This window comes from Serratia liquefaciens ATCC 27592 (assembly GCF_000422085.1).
GTDB classification, from domain to species: domain Bacteria; phylum Pseudomonadota; class Gammaproteobacteria; order Enterobacterales; family Enterobacteriaceae; genus Serratia; species Serratia liquefaciens.
Map to the genome: position 1 here is coordinate 410,729 of NC_021741.1, position 26,181 is coordinate 436,909.

The 26,181-nt window shown below is 58.5% G+C and carries 26 protein-coding genes; 9 read left to right on the forward strand and 17 right to left on the reverse strand.

Annotated features, from left to right (window positions below; genetic code table 11):
- The first annotated feature begins 6 nt into the window (after window positions 1-6).
- A complete protein-coding gene (locus tag M495_RS01890; RefSeq protein ID WP_020824972.1) occupies window positions 7-645 on the forward strand; it encodes an NAD(P)H-binding protein in 639 nt (212 codons plus the stop codon).
- Here M495_RS01890 and phnP read toward each other — a convergent pair.
- The 11 genes from phnP to phnF are packed head-to-tail and all read right to left on the reverse strand — an operon-like array spanning window position 596 to window position 8,897.
- A complete protein-coding gene (gene phnP / locus M495_RS01895) occupies window positions 596-1,378 on the reverse strand; it encodes a phosphonate metabolism protein PhnP (protein ID WP_041414151.1) in 783 nt (260 codons plus the stop codon). The two genes, M495_RS01890 and phnP, sit on opposite strands and share 50 nt — an antisense overlap.
- 14 nt (window positions 1,379-1,392) lie before the next feature.
- Entirely contained in the window at window positions 1,393-1,995 is a 603-nt protein-coding gene (locus M495_RS01900; protein ID WP_020824974.1) for a DapH/DapD/GlmU-related protein, read from the reverse strand.
- Window positions 1,992-2,561 carry a ribose 1,5-bisphosphokinase gene (phnN, locus tag M495_RS01905; protein ID WP_020824975.1) on the reverse strand — a complete coding sequence of 190 codons (570 nt, stop codon included), beginning with the start codon at window positions 2,559-2,561 and terminating at the stop codon, window positions 1,992-1,994. The genes M495_RS01900 and phnN overlap by 4 nt, the downstream gene beginning before the upstream one ends.
- The gene (phnM, locus tag M495_RS01910) at window positions 2,561-3,697 is read right to left on the reverse strand and encodes an alpha-D-ribose 1-methylphosphonate 5-triphosphate diphosphatase (RefSeq protein WP_020824976.1); all 1,137 of its coding nucleotides are present in this window, start codon (window positions 3,695-3,697) and stop codon (window positions 2,561-2,563) included. Before phnM ends, phnN begins: the two co-directional genes overlap by 1 nt.
- On the reverse strand, window positions 3,697-4,401 hold the full coding sequence (gene phnL / locus M495_RS01915; protein ID WP_020824977.1) for a phosphonate C-P lyase system protein PhnL: 705 nt from the start codon (window positions 4,399-4,401) through the stop codon (window positions 3,697-3,699). The genes phnM and phnL overlap by 1 nt, the downstream gene beginning before the upstream one ends.
- Before the next feature lie 16 nt (window positions 4,402-4,417).
- Window positions 4,418-5,206, reverse strand: a complete 789-nt coding sequence (gene phnK / locus M495_RS01920) for a phosphonate C-P lyase system protein PhnK (RefSeq protein WP_020824978.1) — start codon at window positions 5,204-5,206, stop codon at window positions 4,418-4,420.
- Window positions 5,206-6,066, reverse strand: coding sequence for an alpha-D-ribose 1-methylphosphonate 5-phosphate C-P-lyase PhnJ (locus M495_RS01925; RefSeq protein ID WP_020824979.1), 861 nt, complete (start codon window positions 6,064-6,066; stop codon window positions 5,206-5,208). The genes phnK and M495_RS01925 overlap by 1 nt, the downstream gene beginning before the upstream one ends.
- Window positions 6,059-7,144: a carbon-phosphorus lyase complex subunit PhnI gene (locus M495_RS01930; RefSeq protein WP_020824980.1), complete on the reverse strand. Its 1,086-nt coding sequence runs from the start codon at window positions 7,142-7,144 to the stop codon at window positions 6,059-6,061. Before M495_RS01930 ends, M495_RS01925 begins: the two co-directional genes overlap by 8 nt.
- Complete coding sequence (gene phnH / locus M495_RS01935) at window positions 7,144-7,725, reverse strand: phosphonate C-P lyase system protein PhnH (protein ID WP_020824981.1); 582 nt, start codon at window positions 7,723-7,725, stop codon at window positions 7,144-7,146. The genes M495_RS01930 and phnH overlap by 1 nt, the downstream gene beginning before the upstream one ends.
- Before the next feature lie 2 nt (window positions 7,726-7,727).
- Window positions 7,728-8,171, reverse strand: coding sequence for a phosphonate C-P lyase system protein PhnG (gene phnG, locus M495_RS01940; RefSeq protein ID WP_020824982.1), 444 nt, complete (start codon window positions 8,169-8,171; stop codon window positions 7,728-7,730).
- Window positions 8,172-8,897, reverse strand: a complete 726-nt coding sequence (gene phnF, locus M495_RS01945; protein WP_201766292.1) for a phosphonate metabolism transcriptional regulator PhnF — start codon at window positions 8,895-8,897, stop codon at window positions 8,172-8,174.
- Between the two features lie 260 nt (window positions 8,898-9,157).
- Between phnF and M495_RS01950 the strand changes: the two genes are divergently transcribed.
- The 3 genes from M495_RS01950 to M495_RS01960 all read left to right on the forward strand — a co-directional run bounded on the left by M495_RS01950 (window position 9,158) and on the right by M495_RS01960 (window position 10,901).
- Window positions 9,158-10,216, forward strand: coding sequence for a permease (locus M495_RS01950; RefSeq protein ID WP_020824984.1), 1,059 nt, complete (start codon window positions 9,158-9,160; stop codon window positions 10,214-10,216).
- Window positions 10,217-10,320: 104 nt separating this feature from the next.
- The gene (locus M495_RS01955) at window positions 10,321-10,608 is read left to right on the forward strand and encodes a type II toxin-antitoxin system RelB/DinJ family antitoxin (protein ID WP_020824985.1); all 288 of its coding nucleotides are present in this window, start codon (window positions 10,321-10,323) and stop codon (window positions 10,606-10,608) included.
- Between the two features lie 8 nt (window positions 10,609-10,616).
- The gene (locus M495_RS01960; protein ID WP_020824986.1) at window positions 10,617-10,901 is read left to right on the forward strand and encodes a type II toxin-antitoxin system RelE/ParE family toxin; all 285 of its coding nucleotides are present in this window, start codon (window positions 10,617-10,619) and stop codon (window positions 10,899-10,901) included.
- Here the strand turns inward: M495_RS01960 and nrdG are convergent.
- On the reverse strand, window positions 10,898-11,362 hold the full coding sequence (gene nrdG / locus M495_RS01965) for an anaerobic ribonucleoside-triphosphate reductase-activating protein (RefSeq protein WP_020824987.1): 465 nt from the start codon (window positions 11,360-11,362) through the stop codon (window positions 10,898-10,900). The genes M495_RS01960 and nrdG overlap by 4 nt on opposite strands.
- Here nrdG and M495_RS25730 point away from each other — a divergent pair, their 5' ends adjacent.
- Window positions 11,363-11,524, forward strand: coding sequence for a hypothetical protein (locus M495_RS25730; RefSeq protein ID WP_071846549.1), 162 nt, complete (start codon window positions 11,363-11,365; stop codon window positions 11,522-11,524).
- An 11-nt stretch (window positions 11,525-11,535) separates the two neighbouring features.
- On the opposite strand, the gene nrdD is transcribed toward M495_RS25730, so the two are convergent.
- Together nrdD and M495_RS01975 are read right to left on the reverse strand one after the other, a co-directional pair.
- Window positions 11,536-13,674: an anaerobic ribonucleoside-triphosphate reductase gene (gene nrdD, locus M495_RS01970; RefSeq protein WP_020824988.1), complete on the reverse strand. Its 2,139-nt coding sequence runs from the start codon at window positions 13,672-13,674 to the stop codon at window positions 11,536-11,538.
- A gap of 283 nt (window positions 13,675-13,957) precedes the next feature.
- On the reverse strand, window positions 13,958-14,866 hold the full coding sequence (locus M495_RS01975; RefSeq protein WP_020824989.1) for a LysR family transcriptional regulator: 909 nt from the start codon (window positions 14,864-14,866) through the stop codon (window positions 13,958-13,960).
- A 104-nt stretch (window positions 14,867-14,970) separates the two neighbouring features.
- Here M495_RS01975 and M495_RS01980 point away from each other — a divergent pair, with 104 nt between their 5' ends.
- On the forward strand, window positions 14,971-15,495 hold the full coding sequence (locus M495_RS01980) for an NAD(P)H-dependent oxidoreductase (RefSeq protein ID WP_020824990.1): 525 nt from the start codon (window positions 14,971-14,973) through the stop codon (window positions 15,493-15,495).
- Between the two features lie 28 nt (window positions 15,496-15,523).
- Here the strand turns inward: M495_RS01980 and treC are convergent, their stop codons facing one another.
- Both treC and treB read right to left on the reverse strand, forming a co-directional pair.
- On the reverse strand, window positions 15,524-17,188 hold the full coding sequence (gene treC / locus M495_RS01985) for an alpha,alpha-phosphotrehalase (RefSeq protein ID WP_020824991.1): 1,665 nt from the start codon (window positions 17,186-17,188) through the stop codon (window positions 15,524-15,526).
- A gap of 56 nt (window positions 17,189-17,244) precedes the next feature.
- Entirely contained in the window at window positions 17,245-18,660 is a 1,416-nt protein-coding gene (gene treB / locus M495_RS01990) for a PTS trehalose transporter subunit IIBC (RefSeq protein ID WP_020824992.1), read from the reverse strand.
- Between the two features lie 331 nt (window positions 18,661-18,991).
- Between treB and M495_RS01995 the strand changes: the two genes are divergently transcribed.
- A complete protein-coding gene (locus M495_RS01995; RefSeq protein WP_235437184.1) occupies window positions 18,992-19,408 on the forward strand; it encodes an Exc2 family lipoprotein in 417 nt (138 codons plus the stop codon).
- Window positions 19,409-19,441: 33 nt separating this feature from the next.
- Here the strand turns inward: M495_RS01995 and treR are convergent, their stop codons facing one another.
- Entirely contained in the window at window positions 19,442-20,389 is a 948-nt protein-coding gene (gene treR, locus M495_RS02000) for a trehalose operon repressor TreR (RefSeq protein WP_020824994.1), read from the reverse strand.
- Between the two features lie 417 nt (window positions 20,390-20,806).
- Here treR and mgtA point away from each other — a divergent pair, with 417 nt between their 5' ends.
- Both mgtA and M495_RS02010 read left to right on the forward strand, forming a co-directional pair.
- On the forward strand, window positions 20,807-23,515 hold the full coding sequence (mgtA, locus tag M495_RS02005; protein WP_020824995.1) for a magnesium-translocating P-type ATPase: 2,709 nt from the start codon (window positions 20,807-20,809) through the stop codon (window positions 23,513-23,515).
- Window positions 23,516-23,787: 272 nt separating this feature from the next.
- Window positions 23,788-26,181 carry a beta-N-acetylhexosaminidase gene (locus M495_RS02010; protein WP_020824996.1) on the forward strand — a complete coding sequence of 798 codons (2,394 nt, stop codon included), beginning with the start codon at window positions 23,788-23,790 and terminating at the stop codon, window positions 26,179-26,181.

Here is a 26,181-nt window from a genome sequence, read left to right on the forward strand (position 1 = left end):
GGGCATATGGCACGGGTATTCATTGTCGGGGCAACTGGGTTGGTGGGTAATGCACTGTTGCATCTGCTGCAACGTGATCCGCAGGTCACGGCGATCGTGGCGCCAACGCGCAAACCATTGCCGCCGAACGAAAAATTAGAGAACCCGGTAGGGGATGATTTGTTTGCGCTGCTGACTGAATGTGAACAGCCGGTCGATATGGTGTTTTGCTGCCTGGGGACGACCCGCCGCGAAGCCGGTAGCGACGCTAATTTCCATTATGTCGATTACACCCTGGTGGTGGAAAGTGCGCTGACTGGCCGTCGGTTAGGGGCGCAGCATTGTCTGGCCGTCAGTGCGCTAGGCGCGAACAGGCGCTCTACGTTCCTCTATAACCGCACCAAAGGGGAAATGGAGCAGGCGCTGCGTGAACAGAATTGGCCGCGCCTGACGCTGGTGCGGCCATCCATGCTACTGGGGTCACGGCCCTCGCCGCGTTTGCTAGAGCGCCTCACCGCGCCGCTGTTTAAATTGCTGCCCGGCAAATGGCGAGCGGTGAGTGCCAAAGACGTGGCGCAAACCCTGCTGGAACAGGCGTTCAGCCCTGGCAACGGCGTTAGGGTGCTGGAATCCGATCGGCTGCATTGTTACCGCAGTGCACGCTGAGATTATCGAACGCCAGCTCCAGACCAGGCGGCAGTTCATTGTCCGTCAGCCACAAATCGAGATGATGGCTGATGTGCGTCAATAGGGTACGGCCTGGTTGCAAGCGTTGCTGAATTTCCTGCGCACGGGTCAAATCGTTGTGGTTACGCGGTGCCTGCGGCTGAGGGGGCAGGCTGCAATCGAGCACCAGCAAATCCAACGGCACTCCGCGTAGAAAAGCGTCGGTATCGGGCGGCAGGCCGACGGTATCGGTCAGGTAGGCGAGCGATGCCCCAGCGGCCTGGATCAGATAGCCCAGCGTGATTTTTGAATGCTGCAGCGGTAACGGTGTGATGCGCAGCCCGCCCAGTTCAAGGGGTTCGAAGGGGGTTAACGGCGGTTGAAACGCCAGAATACCAGGGTGTTTGAACAGGTCATCGCAGCCCTGCTCGTCTGCCGGACCATAGACCGGAATAAAATTTCCGCACCCCCAACGCAAAGGAAATAACCCCTGTACGTGATCCATGTGGTAATGTGTCAGTAAAAAACGTTGAATTTCCCCCGCCGAAAAACGCCGTTCCAACGACGGTAATCCCGCATCCAGCAAGGTCGTTTCCCCCTGAAATTTGAGCATGGCGCTGCACGGTCGTCGCCGAAACGCCGGCTCGCGCCTCGCCCGCTGACAGACTAGACAATCACAGCCAAACACCGGGATCTGTTGCGCGCCACCGGTGCCGAGAAACGTCAGTTGCATGTCGTCACTCCCGATTATAAATACTTCTCCGCGAAGGCATGGATATCACGGAAATCCGCCAACCGTTGTTGCAGCGTCTGGTGGTCCCAGTGCCACCACTGGCTGCGCTCAATGCGTTCGATCAGGGCGTCGTCGAAACGCATGCCGATCTTTTTGGCCGCTACGCCGGCGACAATCTCATAGGGGGCGACATCTTTGGTTACGACCGCCGCGCTGCCGATAACGGCACCGTTGCCGATGCTGACGCCGGGCATGACGATGGCGTTATGACCGATCCAGACGTCGTGGCCGATAGTCACATGCTGTTCGCGCCGCCAGTCGAAGAACGCTTCGTCGTCTTCTCCCAGTTCATACTCTGAAGCGCGGTAGGTGAAATGGTGTTGGGCGATACGCTGGTAAGTGGGGTGATTGCCAGGATTGATACGCACATAAGAGGCAATCGACACGAATTTGCCGATGGTGGCGTAAAAAATCTGGTTGTGTCCGGCGGTGTAGGAGTAGTCACCCATCTCCACCTCTTCCAGAATCGCATCGTCGGCCAGATGTACATATTGGCCTAAGCGACTGCGGTTAAGCGTCACGTTGTTACCGATTTTCTGCTGTGCAGCATCGTTCATGGCACGGCATCCTGTGGTTGTTTTGCCAAAGAGGGCAGCAGCGCCAACAGCGCCGCCAGCGTGTCATCAAGGTTGCCGTCGTTATCCAACCGTCGGCAACCGGCAGGGAGTTTTTCCTGGTACTCTGCCGCTCGCGCCAATCGTTGTTCGATCTGCTCGGCATTTTCGCGTCCGCGGTTTTGCAGCCGCTGGCGGAGAATATGCGTACTGACCTGTAGGCAAACCGGCAGCAGCTGTGCGCCATAACGCTGTTGCGCTTGCAAAAGGTGAGCGCGCGAGCCGTTGACCACCACATCGATCCCCTGCAGCAACCAAAGATCCACTTCGATCCCAAAAGCGTAATGATGCTGGTGCGCGTGCCAGTCGAGGGCGAACAGGCCTTTGGCGCGGCGGCGCAAAAATTCGGGTTCACTGAGCGCAATATGGTTCTCGCAGCCGGCGTCTGCCGGCCGGGTGATATAACGGTGCGCCACCAGCGGCGCACTGTCGGCATGGGCGCGCAGGGCGGCCAGCAGGCTGTCTTTCCCGGCCCCGGAAGGCCCCATCAGATAGATAAGCTGTGCCATCAGAACACCTGCTTGCCCTGGCGCCACACGTTCTGCACGTAGATATGCTCGCCGTGCGGCCGCGCCAGTACCAAATCTGCCCGTAATCCTTCGGCGATGGTCCCGCGATCCTGCAAGTCCAGCGCTTTCGCCGGGTTGCGGGTGATCATCTGCACCGCCTGCGGCAAGCCGTAGCCGTTGCGCTCGTCGGCCGCGATACGAAATGCCGCATCCAGCAGGCTGGCCGGGTAATAATCGGAAGACAGAATATCCAACACCCCCAACGCCGCCAGATGGTGCGCTGCCACGTTGCCGGAGTGGGAACCGCCGCGCACGATATTCGGCGCCCCCATCAGCACCTGTAATCCTTGCTGATGCGAGGCCAGGGCCGCGGCTTCGGTGGTGGGGAATTCGGCAATGGCGCTGCCCAGCGCACAGGACTCGGCTACGTGTTCGGCGGTCGCGTCGTCGTGGCTGGCAAGAGAGATCTTGCGTGCCCGGCAGTGAGCGGCGATCGCTTCGCGGTTTGGCGTGGCCCAGCGAGCGGAAAGCCCGATTTGCTGCTCCTCAAAGTCGCTCATCTGCTGGTCATTGAGGTTGTATTTGCCCTGATAATATTCGCGGTATTTTTCTCGCGAAGCGAACTGGCGCTGACCCGGCGAATGGTCCATCAACGACACCAGAGACACGCCCGGCTTGTCCATCAGCTGTTCGAACAACGGCAGGGTGCTGTCGTGCGGCAATTCGCAGCGCAGGTGCAACCGGTGTTCGGCGCGATTTACCCCCGCACGCTGGCTGTGGATCACCGCGTCGATCATTTTTTGCAGGTTCTCCAGCCGGTGACCGCCGTCGCGTACGTCGCCAATGGCCACTGCGTCCAGCACGGTGGTGATGCCATTGGCCACCATCAATGCATCATGGCTGCTCATGGCCGAATGGGCCGGCCAGTCGACGTTGGGGCGCGGGGTGAAAAACTTGTCCAGGTTGTCGGTGTGTAATTCAATCAGGCCAGGCAGCAACCAGCCGCCTTCACCGTTCAGTGCCTGGGGTAACTGACTCGGCGTATCGGCAAAACTGCGGATCGTGCCGTCGCTGATCTCCAGCGATCCTTCGACAACCTGATCTTCCAGCACCAGCTTCACGTTATTGATGATCATCAGAGGATCTCCAGCGCCTGTGGCGCCTGCATGTCATATAACCGGTCGGCGACCTGCTGACGGACGCCCTCATCATGAAAAATGCCGACTATAGCCGCGCCGCGCCGTTTGGCCTGTTCGATCAAGGCGACCACTGCCGCGCTGTTGCGGCTGTCGAGTGACGCCGTGGGTTCGTCCAGCAGCAAAATCGGATAATCGACAATAAAGCCGCGCGCAATGTTCACCCGCTGTTGCTCGCCGCCGGAGAAGGTCGAAGGCGCCAACTGCCACAGACGCTGCGGCACATTGAGCTGGTTAAGCAAGGTTTCGGCGCGTTCACGGCATTCGGCGCGATCGGCACCCTGTTCCAGTAACGGCTGCATCACGACGTCCAGCGCGCTGATACGGGGGATCACTCGCAGGAACTGGCTGACCCAGCCAAGGGTATGACGGCGAACCGCCAGGATTTGGCGCGCTTCGGCCTGCACCATGTCCAGCCATTCCCCCTGATGGTTGACCCAGATATGGCCGCTGTCGGGCAGATAGTTGGCATACAGCGAGCGCAGCAGGGTTGATTTTCCGCTGCCGGAATGGCCGTGCAGCACCACACACTCGCCGCTGCTGACCGTCATGTTGGCGTCGTGCAACACCGGCAGCCGCGTGCCGTGCTGCTGGTGGAGCACAAAGGTTTTGCTGAGGTGTTCAACCCGGATTTGAATAGTCATCTGTTATTACCTTGAGTTACGACAGCACCGAAGAAACCAGCAGTTGGGTATAAGGATGGTGCGGATCGTCCAGCACCCGGTCGGTCAGGCCGCTTTCCACCACCTCGCCTTGTTTCATCACCAGCAAGCGGTGCGCCAGCAGGCGCGCCACGCCGAGATCGTGGGTGACGATCACCGCTGCCAACTGCATTTCCACCACCAAAGTGCGCAGCAGATCGAGCAGCCGCGCCTGCACCGAAACGTCCAGACCACCGGTGGGTTCGTCCATAAACACCAGCTTCGGGTGGGTCACCAGATTGCGGGCGATCTGCAAGCGTTGCTGCATGCCGCCGGAAAAGGTGGTCGGCAGATCGTCAAGGCGCGACAGCGGGATCTCAACGTCTTCCAGCCACTGCCCGGCCTGACGGCGGATGTCGCCATAGTGGCGCTGGCCGATGGCCATCAGCCGTTCGCCGATGTTGCCGCCGGCGGAAACCTTGGGCCGCAGCCCGTCGAGCGGGTGCTGATGCACTACGCCCCAGTCGGTGCGCAGCAGGCGGCGGCGATCGCTTTCCGCCATCGCATATAAATCATGCTGTTGCCCGGCCTGCGGACGGTAGAGGATCTGCCCTTGCTGTGGCGCCAGCCGCGCAGAGATCGACTTCAGCAGGGTGGTTTTGCCGGAGCCGGATTCGCCGACGATGCCCAGCACTTCACCGGGGTAGATATCGAAAGACACATCGCTAAAGCCTTTGCCCGGCGCGTACAGGTGGGTCAGGTTAGCCACCGACAGCAGCGGCGTGGTGCTCAGAGGGGTGGAAGTCATCAGTGCTGCGCCTCTTGCGAAGGTTGCGCCAGTTGCTGCTGGCAGTAATCGGTATCGGAGCAGACGAACATGCGGTTGCCCTGGTCGTCGAGCACCACCTCGTCCAGATAACTGTGGCGCGAGCCGCACAGCGCGCAGGGCTCGTCCCACTGCTGTACGCTGAACGGATGATCGTCGAAGTCCAGGCTCTCCACTTTGGTAAAGGGTGGCAGGGCATAGATACGTTTCTCGCGTCCGGCCCCAAACAGCTGCAGCGCCGGCATCATGTGCATTTTCGGGTTATCGAATTTGGGGATCGGCGACGGATCCATCACGTAGCGGTCATTGACCTTCACCGGATAGGCGTAGGTGGTGGCGATGTGGCCGTAGCGCGCGATGTCTTCGTACAGCTTCACCTGCATCACGCCATACTCTTCCAGCGCATGCATTTTGCGGGTCTCGGTTTCTCGCGGTTCGATAAAGCGCAGCGGCTCAGGGATCGGCACCTGATAAATCAGGATCTGGTCTTCGCGCAGCGCGGTTTCCGGAATGCGGTGACGGGTCTGGATCAGCGTAGCCTCGGGCGTGCGTTCGGTGGTGGCGACCCCGGCGACGCGCTGGAAGAAGCGGCGAATCGACACGGCGTTGGTGGTGTCGTCGGCGCCCTGATCAATCACCTTCAGCACGTCGGCACGGCCAATCACGCTGGCGGTCAACTGAATGCCGCCGGTGCCCCAGCCGTAGGGCATCGGCATTTCACGGCCGCCGAACGGCACCTGATAACCGGGGATGGCGATTGCCTTCAAAATGGCGCGACGGATCATGCGCTTGGTTTGCTCGTCCAGGTAGCCCAGGTTGTAGCCGGTTAATACTTCACTCATTGCGGGCCTCCTGACGCTCGCTAAATTCCTGGCGCAGACGCTTAAGCAGTTCCAGCTCTGCCTGGAAATCGACGTAGTGCGGCAGTTTAAGGTGGGAAACAAAGCCGGCGGCTTCGACGTTATCGGCATGGGCCAGCACGAACTCTTCGTCCTGCGCCGGGCTGGCGATGCCTTCGTCGTACTCGGGGCTTTGCAGTGCACGGTCTACCAGCGCCATTGCCATCGCCTTGCGTTCGGCCCGGCCAAACACCAGACCATAGCCGCGGGTGAAATGCGGCGGCTGGTCAACCGGATCGATAAAACCGTTAACCATCTCGCATTCGGTTAGCAGGATTTCGCCGATATCAATGGTGAAACCCAGCTCTTCTGGCGTGATCTCCGCTGATACATAGCCGGTGCGGATCTCGCCGGCGAACGGGTGGGTACGGCCGTAGCCACGTTGGGTGGAGTAGCTCAGCGCCAGTAAAAAGCCTTCGTCACCGCGCACCAATTGCTGCAGACGCGCTGAGCGTGAGCAGGGGTAAACCGGAGGATTACGGGTGATATCGTCCGGTATGCTGCCGTCGTCCCGCTCCGCCAATGCCAGCTGTTGCTGACTGAGCAGATCAAACACGTGGGCACAGTTTTCCGGCAAGGGTTCGTCCGCCTGTGGTGCGCGGGGGGCTTCTCCTTCCGCCAGCAACGCGAAATCCAACAGCCGGTGGGTGTAATCGTAGGTTGGCCCCAGCACCTGTCCGCCGGGCAAGTCCTTGTAAACTGCCGAGATGCGGCGCTCCAGTCGCATATTTTCTGTCGCCAGCGGTTCGCCGATCGCCAGGCGCGGCAGAGTGGTACGGTAGGCGCGCAGCAGGAAAATGGCCTCGACCAGATCGCCGCTTGCCTGCTTGATGGCCAGCGCCGCCAGCTCAGGATCGTAGATGCCACCCTCGGTCATGACCCTGTCCACGGCCAGGCCCAGCTGCTGCTCAATCTGCAGTGCGCTCAGTTCCGCCACGCTGTCATCGCCGCGCCGCAGCTGTTCTTGTAACTGATGGGCGGTCTCAATGGCTTTTTCGCCCCCTTTAACGGCAACGTACATCAGCACACCTCCACGTGGGTGGTTCGCGGTAACGCCAACAGGCATTCGCCGCAGGTCAGCAGGAAATCCAGCCCCAGCGGGAAGCGCTGCGGGCGGTTAAGCAGGTAATCCAGCAGCGCCGGCGGCAGCTGCGGTGAAATAATTCGTTGATGTTCGATGCCTGGCCCGGTCAGGCGCAGGGCGGTGCCTTGTTCCAGGCTAGCTAACTGCACAATCACCGTAGCGCTGAACTCGGGGGAAATTTCGCTGCCGTGCGGCAATGCCTGTAAATCGGTCGCCTGCAGTTGGCTATCGAACAGGGCGAAACACACCTCTTCGGCGCGGTCGGCCAGCGGTGCGCCACTGTGGAAGCGAATGTTTGTTAGCGCTTGCTCACTTTTTAGCTCAGGACTCAGCTGGATCGGAGTTTCCTGATCCGCCAGGGTCAGCAAGGCTGCGGTACTGGCGGCATTCAGCCTGTCCCAGGTCGGGCTACCTTGCAGCGTGACCCTATACCCAGGCTCGCTTAACGCCTTAAGAATTAAACGGAAAGTTTGCTGAGATTGGTCGATCGGCTGGGTAAAACCTGTCAGTAGGCTCATGATTAATCCCCTCGCACCAGCGTAAAGAAGTCCACCCGGCTGGAGGCGACGGCCCTTGCACGCAGCTGACGTTGCTCGTGTTGCAGCGCGGCCAGCGGCTCTATCAGCTGTTGTTGCAGCAATTCGGCCTGCTCCGGCAGTTGCAGCATGGCATCCAGCAGCGCGCAGAGTTCGGCATGCGCCTTATCCCGCCCGGCGATATAGCTGTAGCCATAGCCGCCGTTTTCGAGCTGGACCACCGCACGGGTGACGGTCATGTCGCCCAAGACGAAGCGGCGACCGGTGGCGCCCATGCGCCCCTGCAACTGCGCCAGGCCAATCTCCGGTGCACGGATGCTCTGGTAGCGCGGGTTGATATTCAGCGCCTGCCAGTGGCTGCGCAACTGGGCAGGCTGGCTGTGCGCCAGTACCGACATCCAGCGTTGTCTCGGCTGTAAGGCTTGCATTTAGTGCTCCATCGTCAGTTCAATCATGTCGGCGCGCGCCAGGCTGACGGAGTATTCCGCCACGTTGTCGCTGCCGGTGCAGACGTTCAGGGTGCGCACGCACAGCAGCGGCGCCTGGGTGGCAATTTCCAGCATCCGGCTCTCTTTGGCCTGGGCCCGGCGCGCACTGATCCGTGTCTGGCTGCGGGTCAGCGGCTGGTGGATGTTTGATTCGATAAATTCGTGCAGCGAACCGCTGTGGAACTGTTGTAGCGCCGGCCACCAGTCCAGATCGGGCAGATAGTGGTCGATCAGGCTCATCGGTACGCCGTTGACCCGGCGCAAAGTGCGAAGGTGGATCACCGTTTCACCTTCTTCCCGTGACAACGCGCTGGCCACATGCCCATTGCACGGGCGTAGTACAGCGAGTAAGCGCTCACTGGTGGGGTGGCTTCCCTGCTCGAACAGGTTCTGACTGAAACGGGTATTGGCATGCAGCGGGTAGTCGTAGGGGCGCATCAACACCAGAATGCCGATCCCGTGCCGGCGTTGCAGCCAGCCGCGTTCCACCAATTGATCGACTGCACGACGCAGGGTATGGCGATTGACCTGATAGCGTTCCGCCAATTGCTGCTCGGAAGGCAGGTAGTCGCCACAGAGGTATTGGGTGCGCAGCTCTTGTTCCAGCTGCGCGGCGATTTGCTGGTAGCGGGTGGGAAAACTGGTCGGATGTCTAGATAAGTCCATCATAATAAAAACCTCGGTGGCCATAACGACATAAAAAATATGCGGTTTATTGGCATGTCTTACAGTGCTTACCCTGCGGCTTGAAAGACGACGGGTAGGTCCCGTGGTGAAGTTGGCATCATCTTGCAGGCGTCAGATGACAATCGCGTTACGCGTCGGTGGCGAACAGATGAACTATTTTGGACAGGCAGATGATGCGCAGGGGGCCGCTGCGCGCTAAGCTGACGCTATTGATGATTGAACCGAGTTAATCTAAGCCCATGCCACATCCCCTGATTGCAACTGAACACCGCGCGCGCCCTTGGCCGTGGTGGAAACCGGCGCTGTTTCTGCTGGTGGTGGCCATCGGCCTCTACTACGTCAAATGGCAGCCTTATTACGGCAAGGCCTTTCTGGCGGCGGACACGCATTCCATCGGCAAATCGATACTGGTCAACGACGACAGCAGCCCGTGGCTGGCGGCCTGGCACTATGCGCTGGTCTATTTCACGGCGGTATGGAAGGCGGCGGTGCTCGGTGTGGTGTTGGGCTCATTGGTACAGGTGCTGATCCCACGCGATTGGTTGATGCGCACGCTCGGTCATCCGCGTTTTTCCGGTACCTTGCTGGGCGCGGTGATCGCACTGCCGGGCATGATGTGTACCTGTTGTGCCGCGCCGGTAGCCGCCGGATTACGGCGTCAGTCGGTGTCCAGCGGGGCAGCGATGGCGTTCTGGCTGAGTAACCCGGTGCTGAATCCGGCCACGCTGATTTTTATGGGCTTTGTGCTCGGTTGGCAGTTTGCCGCAATCCGGCTGGTGGCTGGGGTGATCATGGTGCTGGGCATCGCCTGGCTGGTGCAGCGTGCCACTGCCAGGGATCCGCAGCCGGCGGCTTTGCAAACGCCGCTGCTGCCGCTGGATAAAGCTGATGAAAAGCCATTTTTCGGCCGCTGGCTCAAGGCGCTGTGGTCGCTGTTTTGGTCCACCATACCTGTCTACATTCTTGCAGTGTTGGCGTTAGGGGCCGCGCGCGTTTGGCTGTTCCCGCATGCCGATGGGGCGATAGATAATAGCGTGTTGTGGATTATTGGCCTGGCGATCGCCGGTTGCCTGTTCGTGATCCCGACGGCGGCGGAAATCCCGATTGTGCAGACTCTAATGCTGGCGGGTATGGGCGCCGGCCCGGCGCTGGCGCTGTTGATGACCCTGCCGGCGGTCAGCCTGCCTTCGTTGCTGATGCTGAACAAGGCTTTCTCTGCCAAGGCACTGTGCCTGACAGCGCTGTTGGTTGCGCTGTGTGGGATCGTCACGGGCGTGGTAGGAATGGGGTTGGTATAAATTGTTTAATAAATAGTCTTTCATTCGTATTTGCGTTGTCACAAATGTGCTAACGTTGGCAGGTTTTCAGTTGTTAAATATTGAGCGAATGCAGGAGTATCAAGATGGAAAGTCGTATCCAGTTTCGCATTGAGGATGAGACTAAACGTTTGGCGCAGAAAGCCGCAGAAGCCAAGGGGATCACTTTGAGTGAGGCGTGTCGACGTTTGGCTGAGCAAATGGCGGATGAGCAACGGGCCACTGAGCAACATGAAAATTGGTTGAAAGAAAAGGTTGATGCCGCTTTTGCCCGTTTGCATGAAGGAAGTGCGGTCTATCTTGACCAGCAACAGGTTGATGAAAGCATGGATGCCTTTAAGGCAAAAGTCCGAGCGAAATACGACCGAAAATAAGGATCGTTATGCGTGTCGAATGGGATGAAGAAGCGCTACGGGACAGGGAACGTATTTTTGATTTTCTCTATCCTTTTAATCCACAGGCTGCTGAGCAGGCTGATGCTGAGATTGATAAGGCAGTGAAGCGCCTGTTGGATTACCCTGAACTCGGTAAAATTTGGTACAGACAGGCGCGTAAGTTATTGGTCAGCCAGGCTTCGTTATTAGTTTTATACGTTGTTGTCGACGACGTGATTAAGGTTTTAGCCGTTGCTCATCAACGAGAGAAATTCCCCGACATAGAGAACTAACGCAGCTTATGCACCACCTGATTAGCGCTGCCGCGCCAAATCAGCGCCGGATCTTTTAAGCCCTGCACAAACTTTCCGTCAATCAACACGTTAATCCTGTCCACTATCTGCATTTGTTGCGCATCTAGCTCCGCCAGCCGGTAGCCGGTCCACAGCCAGATATCCTTGCCGGGGCATTCGGCGCGCACCCGTTTTACCAGTTGCAGCACCGCCGCGACGTTGGCGGGGTGCAGGGGATCGCCACCGGACAGCGACAGCCCTTGGCGCGGAATGCGCGTATCGTTCAGGTCGGCAATCAACCGGTCTTCCATCGTCTGGGTAAACGGCTGGCCGGAGTTGAGCCGCCAGGTACTTTTGTTGTAGCAGCCGGGGCACTGGTGCACGCAGCCGGCAACAAACAGCGTGCAGCGGGTGCCGGGGCCGTTGACGACATCAATGGGGTAATACTGGTGATAATTCATGTGAGGTCTGCCCATCTGGCTATTTTACTTGCCATTTTCCCCTCGGGCAGTGCTCTGAATACTCACGTACTGCGTGTACGCTCCGGTTCTTCCGCGCTGGCCGAGGGTAAATTGGCGGCGACAATCACGCCCGATGAACAGACTTATGCTCAGCAGGCTTGACGATCTTTGCTTCAGCCGATCTGCCCGTTCCCCAGGTGTTTCACCCGGCGTTTCACCTCTTCTTGCTTGCCGGCATTGAACGGCCTGGCGTCTGGGCTGCCGAGATAACCGCACACCCGGCGGGTGACGGAGACCTTGGATGGCTCGTGGTTACCGCATTTCGGGCAGGTGAAGCCCTTGCTGGTGCAAGAGAATTCTCCGGTAAAACCGCACTCGTAGCATTCATCGATGGGCGTGTTGGTGCCGTAATAGGGCACGCGGCTGTAGCTGTAATCCCACACGTCTTCGAGCGCTTTCAGGTTGTGCTGCAGGTTCGGGTATTCGCCGTAACAGATGAAGCCGCCGTTGGCCAATGGCGGATAGGGGGCTTCAAAATCCAGCTTGTCGTAAGGATTGACCTTTTTCTCTACGTCGAGGTGGAAGCTGTTGGTGTAATAGCCTTTGTCGGTCACGCCAGACACCACGCCGAAATCGGCGGTATCGAGCCGGCAGAAGCGATCGCACAGGTTTTCGCTTGGCGTGCTGTACAGGCTAAAGCCGTAACCGGTCTCGGCTTTCCAACTTTCCGTGGCGGCCCGCAGGTGCGCAACGATGGCGATCGCCTTGGCGCGCAGCGTTTCATCGTCGTATACGTGTTGTTCGTTGCCGAACAGGGCGTTGATGGTTTCATGCAGACCGATGTAACCCAGCGAAATAGAGGCGCGGCCATTCTTGAAGATCTCGGCAATGTTGTCGTCTGCCTTCAGGCGTACGCCGCAGGCGCCCTCCATATACAAAATAGGGGCCACGCGCGCCTTGATACCTTCCAGCCGGGCAATGCGCGTCATCAGCGCTTTTTTCGCCAGCAGCAAGCGCTGATCCAGCAGATCCCAGAAGCGGCTTTCATCGCCCATGGCCTCCAGCGCAATACGCGGCAGGTTCAGGCTGATCACGCCGATATTGTTGCGACCATCGTGTACCAGCTCGCCCTCTTCTTCGTAAGTGCCGAGGAAGCTGCGGCAGCCCATCGGCGTTTTGAACGAGCCGGTGACTTTCACCACCTGATCGTAATTGAGTATGTCTGGATACATGCGTTTGCTGGCGCACTCCAACGCCAACTGCTTGATGTCGTAATTCGGATCGCCGTACTGATGATTCAGGCCGTCGCGGATGGCGAACACCAGTTTAGGGAATACCGCCGTTTTACGGTTTTTGCCCAGCCCGGCAATGCGGTTACTCAGGATAGAACGTTGGATCAAGCGTGATTCCCAAGAGGTCCCCAGCCCGAAACCGAAGGTGACGAACGGCGTCTGGCCATTGGCGGTGTGCAGGGTGTTGACCTCGTATTCCAGCGACTGGAAGGCGTCGTAACACTCTTTTTCGGTGCGCGCCATGGCATAGCCTTGCGCATCCGGGATCTGCCACTGTTCGGCGACCTGCTGGTGTTTGTTAAAGCTTTCGGTGACGAACGGCGCCAGGATCTCGTCGATACGGTTAATGGTGGTGCCGCCATAAATATGGCTGGCCACCTGCGCGATGATTTGCGCGGTCACTGCGGTAGCGGTGGAGATCGACTTCGGGGGTTCAATCTCGGCGTTACCCATCTTGAAGCCGTTGGTCAGCATGCCCTTCAGGTCGATCAGCATGCAGTTGAACATCGGGAAGAATGGCGAGTAGTCGAGATCGTGGTAGTGGATCTCGCCTCGCTCATGGGCCAGCACCACGTCACGCGGCAGGATGTGCTGCTTGGCATAGTGCTTGGCGACGATCCCGGCCAGCAGATCGCGCTGGGTGGGGATCACCTTGCTGTCTTTATTGGCGTTTTCATTGAGCAACGCTACGTTGCTTTGCTCGACCAGGCCGCGGATCTCCTGGTTCAACCGTCCACGCAGTTCACGCGCGACGTCGCGATCGTGGCGGTACTCAATATAGGCCCGCGCCAGCTGCTTGTATTCGCCGGCCATAAGCTGGTTTTCCACTGCCCGCTGGATTTCATGGATATCGACGCGCGGCTGCTGCGATATCTGTTGAGCGACTACGCGGGCGACGGTTGCGCAGTAGTCCGCATCGACGATCCCCACGGCCAGCGCGGCCCGCTCGATCGCTTGCCCAATACGTGCCTCGTCAAAAGGTACCTGACAACCGTCCCGTTTAATCACTACTGGTTTCACGTTGTTACTCCTTGTTCCCCGAGGGAGCGTTGATACCCTGCCTTGCAGATTTCAGCCTGAAAGCTAGCGGATATCGGTATGATTTCAGCTTATCCACAGGGCAATGCCGCAGCACGCAAGGGCTGAGGCGATGTGTGGATGATTTTGTGGATAACTACTATATATAGTTGTTGTCGTTTCTTAATGCACTATATATAGATGTTGATGGGGTTCTTTTGACGTAGGACAAAGAAAATGAAAGAGCGCGCGTAAGCTGTACAGACGTTAATTTTGGCCTGAATGCTCAGGCCGGACGAGAGTGAAAATGTTCGAGCAGGAACTCAACCCAGACGCGCACTCGCGGGGGCAGATCGGCCGAGGCATAGTACAACCACAGTTGGGTTGGCTGCGGCCAGCATTCTGCCAGCACCGGCAGCAGGGTACCCTGCGCAAAGTGATGCTCCGCATACCAACGCGCCAGACAGACGATGCCCAGGCCAGCCAGTGCCGCATCCAATAACATCTCCGGCCGACTGGCCACCAGGCGGCCATGCAGCTCCAGCGTTTTGGCTTCGCCATGTCGATGCAACGGCCATTTTACGCTGCGGCCGGTGGCTGGGTTACGGTGCAGCAGACAATTATGTTGCAGCAGATCGTCAGGATCCTGCGGCGTGCCGTGCTGCGCAAGATAGCCGGGCGAGGCCGCCAGAACCATCTGCATCGGATACAGTGGCCGCGCTACCAGCCGGCTGTCGGGATCGACCCGGCTGCCGATGCCGACGTCAAATCCTTCGCCCACCAGATTGACCACGCGGGCATCCAGTGAGAGATCGAGATCGATCTGCGGATAACGTTCCAGGAATTGCGGGATCAACGGCATCAGGATCTGGCGGCCGAAGCCGGGGATCATGCTGACGCGCACCGTGCCGGAAGGTGCCTGCTGCGCGCTACCGGCAGTTTCCAGCGTGGCGGACAGCGCCTGCCATAGCGGTGCGACTTGCTGCAACAGCGCCTTACCTTCGTCGGTGAGCACCACATTGTGGGTATTACGCTGGAACAACCGCAGCGCCAGTTTTTCTTCCAGCACGCGAATATTTTTACTGATCGCCGCCGGGGTGACGCCCAGTTGGCGCGCGGCGGCGGAGAAATTCTGCGCCTGGGCGGCCGCGAGAAAGGCCGGCAGCAGGCGGTGCACGTCAAAGGGCAGCGACATAGTGGTTGATACTTTCAGTTGAAATTGAAGTGACGATTCACAGCCTACACCCGCGGCGCTGGAAATGGAAAAATGCGTTATCAAATCTTCATCAAGGATCCTTTATGTCGCGTATTTTAGTGTTGACCGCCCACCGTTTTCCCGACGAATCACGCATCAACAAAGCGTTGATCGAAGCGCTTCGTCCTTTGCCTAACGTCACTGTCCACGAACTGATGCGTGCTTACCCGGACTATCAAATCGACGTGGCGCGTGAGCAAGAGCTGCTGCAAAACCATGATGCGGTGGTGATGCTGTTCCCATTCTATTGGTACAGCTCACCGGCGATTCTCAGCGAGTGGCAGGATGCGGTATTAACCCACGGTTTCGCCTACGGCAGTGAAGGTACCCAACTGCATGGCAAGCCCTTGCAACTGGTGGTCACCACCGGCGGCAATCAGCAGGCCTATACGGCGGAAGGGTATAACCGCTATCCGGTCGAGGATTTGCTGCGTCCGTTCCATGCGATGGCCAACCTGACCGGCATGGATTATCTGCCGCCGCATCTGGTGCAGGGCGTCTTTGATATGAGCGATGAGCGTCTGGCGCAAGAGGCCGCCAGAGTGGTGGCTCTGTTGAAAAAAGAGTAGGGCGCAGCCTGAGGCCGCGCCCTGGGGGTTAGTCCTCTAACAACCACCACACCGCTTCGAACGGGCGCAGGGTGATAGCCTGCGGTTGCGTAGGCGCATCGGCGTAATTGCTCATCAGCGGACGCCACAACGCTGAAGGTTCCACGCCTTCCGCCCGCCAGGCCAGCGGTTCACGGCTGAGGTTGGCCGCCACCAGCAGGCGTTGGCCGTTCCAGCGGCGCTGGTAGCACCACAGCGCCGGATGGTTGGGCGCCAGATCCTGATAGTCACCGTGGGTCAACAGCGGATACTGCTTGCGCAGGGTGATTAACTGACGGTAGGCGTAAAACACCGAGTCCAGATCGGCCAGCGCCGCTTCAGCATTGATTTGCGGGTAGTTTTCCGCACAGCCAATCCACGGGGTTCCCTGGGTGAAACCGGCGTTGGGCGCGGCACTCCACTGCATTGGCGTGCGGCCGTTATCGCGCGATTTAGTGGCCAGGATCGCCAGCAATTCGGCGTCACTTTTGCCCTGGGAACTCAGCTCGGCGTACATGTTCAGGCTTTCCACATCGCGGTACTGCCCGATGGTGCTAAAGCCGGGATTGGTCATGCCGAGCTCTTCGCCCTGATAAATATAAGGCGTGCCCTGCATGCCGTGCAGCACCATCGCCAGCATTTTGGCGGCCGGTACTAGCAGTTCGCCTTCATCGCCGAAGCGCGAAACGATGCGCGGCTGATCGTGGTTACACCAGAACAGCGCATTCCAGGCCTGGTTGTGCATGCCCTGCTGCCAGTGGCGGAAAATCTGTTTCAGTTCAACGTAATCCGGCGCCGCCAGCGTCCATTTCTCGCCGCCGGCATAGTCCACTTTCAGATGATGGAAGTTGAAGGTCATCGACAACTCTTCACCGCTTTGCGCAGCGTACTGCCGGCAATGCTCCAGGGTGGTGGAGGACATTTCTCCCACGGTCATCAAGCCGCGCGGCTGGAACACGTCGCGGCTCATCTCCTGCAGGAACTCATGAATACGCGGCCCGTCGGTATAGAAACGGCGACCGTCCCCCTGGGGATCGGACGGGAAATCCTGCTGCTTGGAAACCAGGTTAATCACGTCGAGGCGCAGGCCGTCGACGCCTTTGTCGGCCCAGAACTGGCACACTTTCTTCAATTCTTCGCGGACCGGCGGGTGTTCCCAGTTGAGATCGGCCTGCTCGGTGGCAAACAGATGCAGGTAATACTGGCCGCTGTCGGCATGCCACTGCCAGGCATTACCGCCAAATTTGGAACGCCAGTTGTTCGGCGGGGTATCACCTTCGCCATCGCGCCAGACGTAGAACTGGCGGAAGGGGCTGTTCGGTTCTTGCGAAGCTTTGAACCACGGGTGTTCGGTTGAAGTGTGGTTGAACACCATGTCCATCACGATGCGGATGCTGCGCTGGTGGGCGGCGGCAATCAGTCGGTCGAAATCCTCCATGGTGCCGTAGGCTGGATCGATGGCGCAGTAGTCCGCCACGTCATAACCGTTATCCACCTGTGGGGAGACATAAACCGGCGTCAGCCAGATCGCATCGACGCCCAGCTCCTGCAGATAGTCCAGCCGCTGGGTCACACCGGCCAGATCGCCGTAGCCGTTACCGGTGCTGTCCTGAAAACTCTTCGGGTAGATTTGGTAGATGACGCCGTTTTGCCACCAGGGGATTGGATTGCTCATAGTCATACCTTTAAATCGTGACAACGGGCCCGGCATGCCGGGCCCCTACATTTTAATCAGACCGGCAGCTCACCGCGGCTGGCTTTGCGTTTGTAAACCATCATGGTCAGGACCAGCGGGATAATCACCGCCACCAGGATCGCCACCGTGTAAATCATCCAGAACTGAGGTTTGATCGACAGGATGCCCGGCAAACCGCCGACGCCGATGCCGTTGGCCATCACGCCGTCCAGGCCGCAGATTAACCCGGCGAAGGCAGAGCCGATCATCGCGCACAGCATAGGGAAACGGTATTTCAGGTTGATCCCGTACATTGCCGGTTCGGTGACGCCAAGGTAGGCGGAGATTGCCGCCGGGACCGAGATTTCACGTTCGTTGGCCTTGCGGCTGACGATGATGATACCCAGCACCGCAGATGCCTGCGCAATGTTGGACAGAGCAATCAGTGGCCAAACCGGCGTGCCGCCCATGCTCTGGATCATCTGCATATCGATGGCCAACGTGGTCTGATGTACGCCGGTGATCACCAGCGGGGCATACAGGAAACCAAACAGCGCGGCCCCAATCGGCGCGAAGCTGCCGGTCATGACGGCTTTCACCGCCCAGGCTACGCCATCGCCAATCATGCGGCCGAACGGGCCGATAAAGGCGTGCGCCAGGAACACCGCCAGCAGCAGAGAAACGACCGGCACTACCACCAGATACAGGTAATCCGGCACGATCTTTTTCAACCGGGTTTCAATCCAGCCCAGTGCCATACCGGCCAGCATGGACGGGATCACCTGCGCCTGATAGCCGACTTTCTGGATGGTGAACCAGCCGAAGTTCCACACTTCCGGGATCTGCTGGCCGAGCTGATAGGAGTTCATCAACTGCGGCGACACCAGCGTGACGCCCAGCACGATGCCAAGCACCGGCGTGCCGCCCATTTTTTTCACCGTTGACCAACAGATGGCGACCGGCAGGAACATGAAGATGGCTTCACCGAGCAGCCACAGGAAGTCGTAAATGGTTTTCCACGCCGGGTGCATTTGCGCCAGCGTTTGGCCGCCGGACATCGGGATGTCGCCGATCACGTTGCGGAAGCCGAGGATTAAACCGCCGCTGATCAGCGCCGGCAGCAGCGGGAAGAAGATTTCGGCGAAGTGGGAGATAGCGCGCTCGCTCCAGGTCATGTTCTGGCGCGCGGCCACCTTGGCCTGCTCTTTATCGGCCTCGTTGACGCCGGTGGTGGCAATCAACGCCTGATAATAATCACCGACCTCCGGGCCAATCACCACCTGGAACTGTCCGGCATTGGTGAAGCAGCCTTTGACCATTGGCAGCTCTTCGATTTCTTTTGGTTTGGCAAGACTTGTGTCGTTGAGAACGAAACGCAGCCTGGTAATGCAATGGCTGACGGTGGCGATATTCTCGCGCCCGCCCACCAGCACAATCAGGCGATCGATATCCTGCTGTTTTACTTTGCCCATTATTAGATACCTTTCTTGGTATGAGACTGCCGCAGAGGTGTTGTTCGAGTGATGATCAAAGCTTAGTCATTTCGCTTTTTTTATGGAATGGGAACGTTCCCGGTTTGGGGCGAGGATCACAAAACGATAAAAAAATGACCACTTGTTGAACAGGGGAAATTTGAGTTCGGGCTGAAACATTCCGTAATATTATCTTGAACTGACGCAATGGCGGTTATACTGTTAGACTTAACAATCAATAAGTTGATTCAATTCAGCGGCACTCACGCCTGTGTTTTCAAAACCAATACGCTATTCGAGTGCTATTACCACGGACTTTTTTCAAGGAAGAATGATGACTTTGACATTGCCTCGACTGCTTATTGTCTTTACCGCGCTGCTCCTGAGCGCCTGTACCAGTCAAAAAAGTAGCCCGGAACGCCACGCTAAACATGCGGTTTATCAGTTGGCACGTGAAGATTTCTCCCCCGAAATGCGAACCCAAATCCCAGACTCGATAAAAGCGTCTATTCCGTTCTTCGACCAGTTCTACAAGATGGGGAAAGCCGATCGGGCCAAGGGCTTAACGCAGCAACAGGCACAGCAGCAGGAAGCCTATTTCCGCAGCCCAGAATTCCTCAGTGACATGGGAAAGAAAGGGCAATTTATCAATCAGCAATATTCAGTGGATAACCCGCAAAAACAACGCCAGATATTGCTGGATTCCGCCGTGGCCACCTACTGGGATGGTTACGAAGGCCGGCCTTGAAGACTGCCTACAAATGATGCAATAAACCCGCCGTCAGGCGAGTTTGCTTGGCACGATGATCTGGCGGAGGCCTTGTTCGCCGCTGAGCTGGCCCAGCAGCTGTTGCGCAGCCTGCAGTCCGGCGCTGCCGTAGCCGAGATCGACCGAGAACGTTTCGGGGAACAAGAAGTTAAGCAACGGGGTGTTACCGATGCCGCACACCTGCAGCGGCGTAATATGCTGCTGTTGCAGGTATTTGATGGCGCCGAGGGCGATGGTATCGGAGGCGCACACCAGCGCGGTGGTCTGTGGTTCGATGGCTGAGGCAGCCAGTTGGAAGCCGCTCTGATAACTCAATTCACCCAAGGCCACATGGGGGGAAATCCCCCGTTGGCGGCAGGCGTCCAGATAGGCCTGGTGGCGGCGCAAACCGGTGGTGGCATCCGACAGTTGCACCCCCAAATAACTGATATGGCGATGCCCCTGCTGGTGCAGGCGTTCCATCAACAGCCGTACGGCGCCGTCGTCGTCGTAGCACACCGAGGAAAAACCGTCGTATTCCCGCGCCAGCACCACCATCTTTTCTTGCCATGGGCTGAGCATGGCCGCCGTCAGGCCGGTGAAGCCAAACAGGATCACCCCGTCGACGTTGCGCTGTTGAAGGACATGCAGATGCTCTTCCACCAGCCGGGTTTCAAACTGGCTTTCCATCACGATAGGGTCGAAACCGTGCTGATACAGCAGCGGCAGCATGGTGCGTACCGCCTGGTTTTCTGACGGCGAATCGAGACGGGAAACGATGATGCCGACCACTTTATCGCTCTGGCCGCGCATGGCGCGCGCCGATTTGGACGGGGTGAACCCCTGCTGACGGATCACCGCTTCCACCCGTTCGCGGGTTTGCGGGCTCACGCTGCCTTCGTTGTTCAGCACGCGTGATACGGTGGATTTGCCTACGCCGCTCAGGCGTGCGATGTCCTTGATGGTCAGCCGGTTTTGCATGGTTTACTTTTCGTTGAGGTTAAAAGGCGTAGACTGGCGGCCTACGCTGAATGCCCGTCAGCATAGCTTATTTTCCGCAACGGATCTTGACGCTATGCAGGGATTTATGTGCTGCGCTGAACGGCCGCTCTTGTCGTTCGATCTTTTCATTTACCGGAGGTTATCACCCGTATGGATCCCGATCCGACCCCGTTAGACACCCACTCGGTGATCCGGTAAAACCTGCTCGCTTTGCGCTGCTGTTTTACCGGTGAAGTAAACGGTAACCGGTAGCGCACGCCCGTCGTTCGCTCCTGCTGCTTTTAAAAAAACAGGATCTGCCCTGGCAGAGGCTTTTTGGCACATCCAAAAGCCCGGTTGGGAGCGATCCCGCGTTCACCCGCTGCCGGGAGGCAATGGGCGACGAGGTGCAAAATAATGAAACTGAAAAATATTCCCCGTCAGCTGTTGGGCATGCTCAGCCGCAATTTACCGCGCCGTTTGGTGCACCGCGATAGCCTGTTGGACAGCCTTGGCGGCAAAGCGCAAGGGTTGCCCGCCGGATTGGCACAGCAGCGGCTGGAATGCGCCGCTGCCGACGTCACCGATCTGTATCTGCGTTTTCACAGCCACCCGGAAGGCATCACTGCCCATGAGGCTGAGCGGGTGCGCGAACGCTGCGGCGAGAACGTCATCGACGATCAGCAAAAAGAAGCCTGGTGGCAGCACCTGTGGCACTGTTATCGCAACCCGTTCAACCTGCTGCTGACCGCGCTTGGCATGATCTCTTACGCGACGGAAGATCTGACTGGCGCACTGGTGATCGCACTGATGGTGGTGATCTCCACGTTGTTGAACTTCATTCAGGAAGCGCGATCCAATCGGGCGGCGGACGCGTTGAAGGCGATGGTCAGCAACACCGCCACGGTGATCCGCAGCGACGCATTGTCCGGGAAAAGCGAACACCTTGAACTGCCGATCTCTCAACTGGTGCCGGGTGACATCATCAAACTGGCGGCAGGAGATATGATCCCGGCGGATCTGCGCGTGCTGTCGGCCAAGGATCTGTTTATCAGCCAGGCAGCGTTGACCGGCGAGTCTCTGCCGGTAGAGAAAATCGCCGAGCTGCGCGAACAGGCAGAAGATCCGTTGGAGTGCCAGAACCTGTGCTTTATGGGCACCAACGTGGTCAGCGGCACCGCGCTGGCGATGGTGATCGGTACCGGCGGCGGCACCTACTTTGGCCAGTTGGCGCAGCGGGTCATCAGCCAGGATGAACAGCCGAACGCCTTCCAGACCGGCATCAGCAGGGTCAGTTGGCTGCTGATCCGTTTTATGCTGGTGATGACGCCGATCGTTTTGTTGATCAACGGCTACACCAAGGGTGACTGGTGGGAAGCGGCGCTGTTTGCGCTGTCGGTGGCGGTGGGGCTGACCCCGGAAATGCTGCCGATGATCGTCACTTCAACGCTGGCCAGAGGGGCAGTGAAACTGTCCAGGCAGAAAGTGATCGTCAAACGTCTGGATGCTATCCAAAACTTTGGCGCCATGGACGTTTTGTGCACTGATAAAACCGGCACCCTGACCCAGGATAAAATTGTGCTGGAGCGCCACACCGACGTGTTCGGTGCCGCCAGCGATCGCGTACTGCATTACGCCTGGCTGAACAGCTTCTACCAGACCGGCTTGAAAAACCTGCTCGACGTGGCAGTGCTGAGCTGCGCGGAACAAAACCAACAGCCGGATGCGTTGCAGCATTACCGTAAAGTGGATGAGATCCCGTTTGATTTTGAACGGCGCCGTATGTCGGTGGTGGTGGCCAAAGACGCGCAATATCACGAACTGATCTGCAAGGGCGCGCTGGAAGAGATGCTGGCGATTTGCAGCCATGTGCGGCAGGAAGATGAGGTGATCCCGCTCAGCGAAGCGCTGCTGGCGCGAATTCGGCGCATCACCGACGATCTCAACCAGCAAGGGTTGCGCGTAGTGGCGGTGGCCAACAAGATCTTGCCGGCCCAGGCCCATGAATACAGCGTGGCCGACGAGTCGGATTTGATCCTCGAGGGCTACGTGGCCTTCCTCGATCCGCCTAAAGAGAGCACGGCGCCGGCGTTGGCGGCGCTGAAAAACAGCGGTGTCACGGTGAAGATCCTTACCGGTGACAATGAGCTGGTGGCGGCGAAGGTGTGCAAAGACGTCGGGCTGGCGGCGGATCACGTATTGCGCGGCAGTGAAATCGAACAGATGAACGACGAACAGCTGGCGCAGGCTGCGGCGCGTACCACGGTGTTCGCCAAGCTGACGCCGCTGCATAAGGAACGCATCGTCAAGCTATTGCGCCAGCAGGGCCACGTGGTCGGCTTTATGGGGGACGGCATCAACGATGCGCCCGCTCTGCGTGCGGCGGATATCGGTATTTCGGTGGACTCCGCCGTGGATATCGCCAAGGAAGCGGCGGACATCATCCTGCTGGAAAAAAGCCTGATGGTGCTGGAGCAGGGGGTCATCGAGGGACGCCGTACTTTTGCCAACATGCTCAAGTACATCAAGATGACCGCCAGCTCCAATTTCGGCAACGTCTTCAGCGTGCTGATTGCCAGCGCCTTTTTGCCTTTCCTGCCGATGTTGCCGCTGCACCTGTTGATCCAGAACCTGATGTATGACATTTCACAGATCGCCATTCCGTTCGACAACGTCGACGACGATCAGATTACTCAGCCGCAACGCTGGAACTCCGGCGATATTGGACGCTTTATGGTGTTTTTCGGGCCGATCAGCTCGATCTTCGACGTGCTGACCTTCAGCCTGATGTGGTGGGTTTTCAAGGCCAATACGCCTGAAATGCAGACGCTGTTCCAATCCGGCTGGTTCGTGGAAGGCCTGCTGTCGCAAACGCTGATTGTGCATATGATCCGCACGCGCAAAATACCGTTTATCCAGAGCCGTCCTTCATGGCCGCTGTGCATGATGACCCTGCTGGTCATCGTTACCGGCATCGGCCTGACCTTCTCGCCGTTGGCCGGATTCTTGCAGCTACAGGCATTGCCGCTCGGCTACTTCCCGTGGCTGGTGCTGATCCTGACCGGCTATATGGTGCTGACCCAGTGCGTGAAAGGCTGGTTTGTGCGCCGTTACGGCTGGCAGTAATCGCTGCGCCCCTCTTTCGCCTGGAAGAGGGGCATCTGTGATCCAACCCGGCTTTTCACCCTTGTCGTTGGACATCTGTCCTGTGCTCAGTCTTTATTTACAGCTTAGCTGTCTTCCCCTTTGCCTTTCAAACTACCGCGTTGTTGGCTGCACGTCCTCACCCTAGTCACTTAGCAAATCTAAGCTCCCAGGGATTCAGACGCTTGCCGCCTGGCGGTAATTTGAAATTCGTTGGGGGAGCAATTGATATTTTTTCCTCTGAGGAATTTCTGATGCACAGAACTTTGCGTTATACGCTACTGGCTTCATCGTTATTGCTTTCCCTGGGCGCGCTGGCGCAGCCGGCCGGCGATCTGCCGCTAATGCCCTGGCCGCAGCAGGTTGAACTGACTCAGCCGGCGGGCAAGCTGGTGCTGGATCACCGTTTGTCGATTAGCCTGCAGGGGGACGATCTGGACGATGCGCTGCAGCGCTGGCGCCAACGTATTGAGCTGCAAACCGGCTGGACACTGGTGCCGCAGGCCGAAAAAGCCACGGGCGTGGTCATCAAGGTGAATATCAAAGATAAGGTGGCGGCGCAGCCGCTGCCGGGGAGCGATGAAAGCTATAAATTGACGGTGACGCCGCAGGGGGTAACGCTGGCAGCCAATACCCGTTTCGGCGCGTTGCGCGGCATGGAAACCCTGCTGCAATTGGTGCAGACCGACGGGCAGAACACCTTCCTGCCGTTGGTGAGCATTACCGACGTACCGCGTTTCCCGTGGCGCGGTGTGCTGCTGGATTCGGCACGTCATTTCCTGCCGTTGGCGGACATTCTGCGTCAGCTCGACGGCATGGCGGCGGCCAAACTCAACGTGTTCCACTGGCACCTGACCGACGATCAGGGCTGGCGCTTTGCCTCCGAGCGCTATCCTAAACTGCAACAGCAGGCCAGCGACGGCCAGTTCTACACACGCGAACAGATGCAACAGGTAGTGGCTTACGCTAGCGCGCGCGGTATCCGGGTAGTACCTGAAATCGATCTGCCTGGCCATGCTTCCAGCATCGCCGTGGCCTACCCGGAATTGATGAGCGCGCCGGGCCCGTATTCGATGGAGCGCAAGTGGGGTGTGCATCTGCCGACGCTGGATCCGACCCGCGATGAAGTTTATCGGTTTGTTGACGCCATCATTGGCGAACTGGCTGCGATCTTCCCCGATCCTTATTTGCATATTGGCGGTGATGAGGTTGATGCCAGCCAGTGGAAGCAATCCAAAACCATTCAGGCCTTTATGCAGCAGCACCAGTTGGCGGACACCCATGCGCTGCAGGCCTACTTCAATCAGAAGCTGGAGAAAATCCTCGAACAGCATCAGCGTCAGATGGTGGGTTGGGATGAGATCTATCATCCGTCGCTGCCGCGCAGCATTGTCATCCAGTCCTGGCAGGGGCAGGATTCGCTCGGCGCCAGCGCACAGGACGGTTACCAGGGCATTCTGTCTACCGGTTTTTACCTCGATCAACCGCAAAGCGCGGCCTATCACTATCGCAATGAGATCCTGCCGCAGCCGCTGGGCGTCGACACCGAGGTACAGCCGGATGAAAAGGCGCAAAGCTGGCAGTTCAGCATGCCGCGGCTGAAGGGCAGCGCGGTAGAAGGCAGTTTTACCCTGATTGAAGGTAAGCAGGGCTGGCGGGGTTTTATCGATTTCAACGGTAAATCGCGCCGTGCGCTGCACGAAATCGTCTGGCGTTCTCCGCAGCAGGTGAGCTTCCGGCTCGACAGCTGGATGGGGGATACCCGCCCGGTATTTACCCTGAGCCAGGACCAGCTCAGTGGCTATACGCTGGTGGGCAACGTGCGTTACCCGACCACTGGCAGCAAGCTGACGGCGATCCCGGAGAGCAAGATGCCGGTGGTGCCGGAGACGAAGCAGCAGGCCAATATTCTCGGCGGTGAGGCGGCGCTGTGGGCGGAAAACATCAGGGCGCCGATCCTCGATCTCAAACTCTGGCCGCGTGGGTTCGCGGTGGCGGAGCGCTTGTGGTCTGCGCAGGACGTGACCGATGAAAATAATATGTACCGCAGGCTGGCGGCAGTCGATGCCTGGTCGGTGGTGTCGGTGGGGTTGCAACAGCATGCGGAAACCGCACGCGAGTTCACCCGGTTGGCAAACAGCGTGACGATAGCACCGCTGCAAACCCTGGCAGAAGCGGTGGAGCCGGGCCAGTACTACACTCGACAGCATCTGAAATTCAAAGCCGGTAACTATCACCAGTTCGAACCGCTGAACCGTTTTGCCGATGCACTGCCGGCGGAAAGCAACGCGGTGCGCGAGATGGGCATGCAGGTTGCGGCGTTAGTGAAGGACCGCAACGATCGTGCTGCAGCGCAGGCGTTGCGCGAACGTTTACAACGCTGGCAGCTCAATACCGCACCGGTAAAAACGGTGATTGCCGGTAACCGGCTGATGCAGGATCTGGCACCGGTGGCGCAGGATGTCGGCGCGCTGTCCACGCTGGGGCTGATGCTGTTGGAGCGTTATCAACAGGGCAAACCGCTGAGCAAGGCAGAAGCGGCCCAGATACAGCAGCAATTGGACGCGGCGGCGCAGATACGCGACGAAGTGGTGATTGCGGCGGTCTATCCGCTGGAAGCGCTTTTGCGCGCCAGCGCTATCGAATGA

Bases quoted from the DNA above. Each gene is read 5' to 3' on its own strand.
- M495_RS01890 (WP_020824972.1), top strand. From the start codon at position 7: ATGGCACGGGTATTCATTGTCGGGGCAACTGGGTTGGTGGGTAATGCA.
- M495_RS01930 (WP_020824980.1), bottom strand. From the start codon at position 7,144: ATGTACGTTGCCGTTAAAGGGGGCGAAAAAGCCATTGAGACCGCCCAT.
- M495_RS01980 (WP_020824990.1), top strand. From the start codon at position 14,971: ATGTCGCGTATTTTAGTGTTGACCGCCCACCGTTTTCCCGACGAATCA.
- M495_RS01925 (WP_020824979.1), bottom strand. From the start codon at position 6,066: ATGAGTGAAGTATTAACCGGCTACAACCTGGGCTACCTGGACGAGCAA.
- phnP (WP_041414151.1), bottom strand. From the start codon at position 1,378: ATGCAACTGACGTTTCTCGGCACCGGTGGCGCGCAACAGATCCCGGTG.
- M495_RS01995 (WP_235437184.1), top strand. From the start codon at position 18,992: ATGATGACTTTGACATTGCCTCGACTGCTTATTGTCTTTACCGCGCTG.
- phnL (WP_020824977.1), bottom strand. From the start codon at position 4,401: ATGACTATTCAAATCCGGGTTGAACACCTCAGCAAAACCTTTGTGCTC.
- M495_RS01955 (WP_020824985.1), top strand. From the start codon at position 10,321: ATGGAAAGTCGTATCCAGTTTCGCATTGAGGATGAGACTAAACGTTTG.
- phnM (WP_020824976.1), bottom strand. From the start codon at position 3,697: ATGATCATCAATAACGTGAAGCTGGTGCTGGAAGATCAGGTTGTCGAA.
- phnH (WP_020824981.1), bottom strand. From the start codon at position 7,725: ATGAGCCTACTGACAGGTTTTACCCAGCCGATCGACCAATCTCAGCAA.
- treC (WP_020824991.1), bottom strand. From the start codon at position 17,188: ATGAGCAATCCAATCCCCTGGTGGCAAAACGGCGTCATCTACCAAATC.
- M495_RS01950 (WP_020824984.1), top strand. From the start codon at position 9,158: ATGCCACATCCCCTGATTGCAACTGAACACCGCGCGCGCCCTTGGCCG.
- phnN (WP_020824975.1), bottom strand. From the start codon at position 2,561: ATGGCACAGCTTATCTATCTGATGGGGCCTTCCGGGGCCGGGAAAGAC.
- phnF (WP_201766292.1), bottom strand. From the start codon at position 8,897: ATGGACTTATCTAGACATCCGACCAGTTTTCCCACCCGCTACCAGCAA.
- phnG (WP_020824982.1), bottom strand. From the start codon at position 8,171: ATGCAAGCCTTACAGCCGAGACAACGCTGGATGTCGGTACTGGCGCAC.
- M495_RS01960 (WP_020824986.1), top strand. From the start codon at position 10,617: ATGCGTGTCGAATGGGATGAAGAAGCGCTACGGGACAGGGAACGTATT.
- M495_RS01900 (WP_020824974.1), bottom strand. From the start codon at position 1,995: ATGAACGATGCTGCACAGCAGAAAATCGGTAACAACGTGACGCTTAAC.
- M495_RS01975 (WP_020824989.1), bottom strand. From the start codon at position 14,866: ATGTCGCTGCCCTTTGACGTGCACCGCCTGCTGCCGGCCTTTCTCGCG.
- treB (WP_020824992.1), bottom strand. From the start codon at position 18,660: ATGGGCAAAGTAAAACAGCAGGATATCGATCGCCTGATTGTGCTGGTG.
- phnK (WP_020824978.1), bottom strand. From the start codon at position 5,206: ATGACTTCCACCCCTCTGAGCACCACGCCGCTGCTGTCGGTGGCTAAC.
- treR (WP_020824994.1), bottom strand. From the start codon at position 20,389: ATGCAAAACCGGCTGACCATCAAGGACATCGCACGCCTGAGCGGCGTA.
- nrdG (WP_020824987.1), bottom strand. From the start codon at position 11,362: ATGAATTATCACCAGTATTACCCCATTGATGTCGTCAACGGCCCCGGC.
- M495_RS02010 (WP_020824996.1), top strand. From the start codon at position 23,788: ATGCACAGAACTTTGCGTTATACGCTACTGGCTTCATCGTTATTGCTT.
- mgtA (WP_020824995.1), top strand. From the start codon at position 20,807: ATGAAACTGAAAAATATTCCCCGTCAGCTGTTGGGCATGCTCAGCCGC.